This window comes from Pseudomonas sp. A-1 (assembly GCF_004801855.1).
Taxonomy (GTDB): Bacteria; Pseudomonadota; Gammaproteobacteria; order Pseudomonadales; family Pseudomonadaceae; genus Geopseudomonas.
In genome coordinates, this window is the sequence record NZ_SSTC01000168.1 from 1 (window position 1) to 3,772 (window position 3,772).

The following is a 3,772-nucleotide window of genomic DNA, read 5'->3' on the forward strand; positions in this document are numbered from 1 at the left end:
GCCGGGGCCGCCGGAGCAGCGGCGGCAGGCGCAGGTGCAGCAGCGACGGGGGCGGCAGCCGGAGCTGCAGCGGCCACCGGGGCTGCCACCGGCGCGGCGCCGGCCACGCGCAGGGTGAGGATCAGCGCGCCGGTGCCGACCTCGTCGTTGAGGGCGATCGCCACTCTGTCGACCACGCCGGCCTGCGGGCAGGGAATCTCCATGCTCGCCTTGTCCGACTCCAGCACGATCAGCGACTGGTCGGCTTCGACCGCGTCGCCGGCCTTGACCAGCACCTCGATGACGCGCGCCTTGCCGGACGAGCCGATGTCCGGCACGTGCACCGGCTGCAGGCTCTCCGCCGCCGCAGCGGCCGGAGCCGCGACGGGAGCGGGTTCGGCGGCCACGGGGGCGGGCGCCGCGGCGGGGGCTTCGGCGGCCGGTGCCGGGGCCGCAGTGGCCTCGGCTTCCAGCTCGAGCAGTTCGTCGCCGGTCTTCAGCTTGTCGCCCAGCTTGATCTTCAGGCTCTTGATCACCCCGGCCTTGGGTGCCGGGACTTCCATGCTGGCCTTGTCGGATTCCAGGGTCAGCAGGCTCTGGTCGGCCTCGATGCGGTCGCCGACCTTGACCAGCAGCTCGATCACTTCACCTTCGCCGCTGCCGATATCGGGTACGCGAATCAGTTCACTCATGGCTCGCTCCTCAGCAGTCCAGCGGGTTGGCTTTGTTGGTGTCGATGCCGAACTTGGCGATGGCCTCGGCCACCACGGTACGGTCGATCTCGCCGCGGTCGGCCAGGGCCTCCAGCGCGGTCAGCACCACCCAGTAGCGGTCCACCTCGAAGAAGTGGCGCAGCTTCTTGCGGCTGTCGCTGCGGCCGAAGCCGTCGGTGCCGAGCACCTTGTACTCCTTGACCGGGACCCATTGGCGGATCTGGTCGGCGAACAGCTTCATGTAGTCGGTGGAGGCGACCACCGGGCCGCGGCGGCCGGACAGGCACTGCTCGACGTAGGTCAGCTCGGGCTTCTGTTCCGGGTGCAGGCGGTTGCGGCGCTCCACGGCCAGGCCCTCGCGGCGCAGCTCGTTGAAGCTGGTGACGCTCCACACGTCGGCGCCGATGTTGTAGTCCTCGCGGAGGATCTTCGCCGCCTCGCGCACCTCGCGCAGGATGGCGCCGGAACCCATCAGCTGCACGTGGCAGGCGGCGTCGCGCTGGTCTTCCTCGAGCAGGTACATGCCCTTGATGATGCCGTCCTCGACGCCCTGCGGCATGGCCGGCTGGGCGTAGGCCTCGTTCATCGCGGTCAGGTAGAAGAACACGTTCTGCTGTTCTTCGGTCATCTGACGGATGCCTTCGCGGATGATCACCGCCATCTCGTAGGCGTAGGTCGGGTCGTAGGTGCGGCAGTTGGGGATGGTCGAGGCCAGGATGTGGCTGTGGCCGTCCTCGTGCTGCAGGCCTTCGCCGTTGAGCGTGGTGCGGCCGGCGGTGCCGCCGATCAGGAAGCCGCGCGCACGGCTGTCGCCGGCCGCCCAGGCCAGGTCGCCGATGCGCTGGAAGCCGAACATCGAGTAGAACACGTAGAACGGCAGCATCGGCTGGTTGTGGTTGCTGTAGGCGGTCGCCGCGGCGATCCAGCTGGACATGGCGCCGGCCTCGTTGATGCCTTCCTCGAGGATCTGGCCCTTCTTGTCCTCGCGGTAGAACATCACCTGGTCCTTGTCCACCGGCTGGTACAGCTGGCCGACCGAGGAGTAGATGCCGAGCTGGCGGAACATGCCTTCCATGCCGAAGGTGCGCGCCTCGTCGGGGATGATCGGCACGATGCGGCTACCGAGATCCTTGTCCTTGACCAGCTGCGACAGGATGCGCACGAAGGCCATGGTGGTGGAGATCTCGCGCTCGCCGGTGCCGTCGAGGATCGCCTTGAGGGTCTCCAGCGGCGGGGTCGGGATGCTGAAGCTCCTGCTGCGGCGCTGCGGCACGAAGCCGCCCAGCTTCTCGCGGCTCTTCAGCAGGTACTTCATCTCCGGGCTGTCCGGCTCGGGCTTGTAGAACGGCAGCTCTTCCAGCTTGTCGTCCGGGATCGGGATGCCGAAGCGGTCGCGGAAGGCCTTGAGGCTCTCGATGTCGACCTTCTTGACGTTGTGGGTGATGTTCTGCGCCTGGCCGGCACCGGTGCCGTAGCCCTTGATGGTCTTGGCCAGCACCACGGTCGGCTGGCCGGTGTGGTTGACCGCCTGGTGGTAGGCCGCGTAGACCTTGAACGGGTCATGGCCGCCACGGTTGAGCGCCCAGATCTCCTCGTCGGACATGTCCTTGACCATCTCCAGCAGCTCCGGACGGGCGCCGAAGAAGTGCTCGCGGACGAACTTGCCGTCGTTGGCCTTGTAGTTCTGGTACTCGCCGTCGACCACCTCGTCCATGCGCTTCTGCAGCAGGCCCTTGGTGTCCTTGGCGAACAGCGGATCCCACAGGCGGCCCCAGATCACCTTGACCACGTTCCAGTCGGCGCCGCGGAACACGCCTTCCAGTTCCTGGATGATCTTGCCGTTGCCGCGCACCGGGCCGTCGAGGCGCTGCAGGTTGCAGTTGACCACGAAGATCAGGTTGTCCAGCTTCTCGCGGCCGGCCAGGGCGATGGCGCCGAGGGATTCCGGCTCGTCGGTCTCGCCGTCGCCGAGGAAGCACCAGACCTTCTGCTTGCCGGCGGGGATGAAGCCGCGGTGCTCCAGGTACTTCATGAAGCGCGCCTGGTAGATCGCCTGGATCGGGCCGAGACCCATGGAGACGGTGGGGAACTGCCAGAAGTCCGGCATCAGCCACGGGTGCGGGTAGGAGGACAGGCCCTGGCCGTCCACCTCCTGGCGGAAGTTGTTCAGCTGGTCTTCGCTGATGCGGCCTTCGAGGAAGGCGCGGGCGTAGACGCCGGGGGAGGCGTGGCCCTGGAAGTAGATCAGGTCGCCGCCATGCTCTTCGGTCGGCGCCTTGAAGAAGTAGTTGAAGCCGATGTCGTACAGGGTCGCGCTGGAGGCGAAGGTGGAGATGTGACCGCCCAGGTCCGGATCCTTCTTGTTCGCGCGCATCACGGTCGCCAGGGCGTTCCAGCGGATCAGCGAGCGGATGCGTCGCTCCATGAACAGGTCGCCCGGCATGCGGGCTTCATGGGTGACCGGAATGGTGTTGCGATACGGAGTGGTGATGGCGTACGGCAGCTGGGTGCCGGTGCGCGAGGCCAGCTCACCCATGCGGGTCAGCAGGTAGTGGGCGCGGTTTTCACCTTCACGATCGAGGACGGACTCCAGGGCGTCCAGCCATTCCTGGGTTTCGACGGGATCGAGATCTTGCATGGCTTGCTCCAGGGCGGAAAGGCTTCCAGAATCGGTTGCCGGATAGAGCGCGGCCGGGCTTGTGGGCGGCCGCAGCGAATTTTGTGTTTGTCGGACCAGGGCTGTTGCAGCCTGTCCGCACCGGGGGTGTCCCGGTCGCGCTTGTAGTTTTACTACATATTCACGGCAAAAGCAGCACCCCGCGACAAACGTCCAGTAGCAAAACTACAGCGCCGCCGACGGCCGCCGGGGCGCGATTAAGGATAGACCATGAGCCTCCCCTCCCTGATCGACCTGCCCGCGGAACTCAATGCCCTGGTCGAGCACAGCTTGCAGGGCCTGCGCGCCCGTCTCGATGATGCAGGTCAACAGGCCCAGGCGGCCTGGCCGGCGGCGCGCCACGCCGCGCTGGCGCGGGCGCTGGGCGCCAGCGACTTCGTCGCCGAGCAGGCCGTGCGCGACG

Annotated in this window: 3 protein-coding genes; 1 reads left to right on the forward strand and 2 read right to left on the reverse strand. The window is 67.2% G+C overall.

From position 1 onward, the window contains the following. Nucleotides 1-671 (reverse strand): biotin/lipoyl-containing protein (locus tag E5198_RS20635; RefSeq protein ID WP_305956083.1); only part of this gene is annotated, 671 nt, incomplete at its 3' end. Nucleotides 672-681: 10 nt separating this feature from the next. Further along, the gene (gene aceE, locus E5198_RS20640; RefSeq protein WP_136491782.1) at nucleotides 682-3,330 is read right to left on the reverse strand and encodes a pyruvate dehydrogenase (acetyl-transferring), homodimeric type; all 2,649 of its coding nucleotides are present in this window, start codon (nucleotides 3,328-3,330) and stop codon (nucleotides 682-684) included. A gap of 249 nt (nucleotides 3,331-3,579) precedes the next feature. Here aceE and E5198_RS20645 point away from each other — a divergent pair. Beyond that, the coding region (locus E5198_RS20645; protein WP_136491783.1) for a hypothetical protein at nucleotides 3,580-3,772 on the forward strand (193 nt) is incomplete at its 3' end.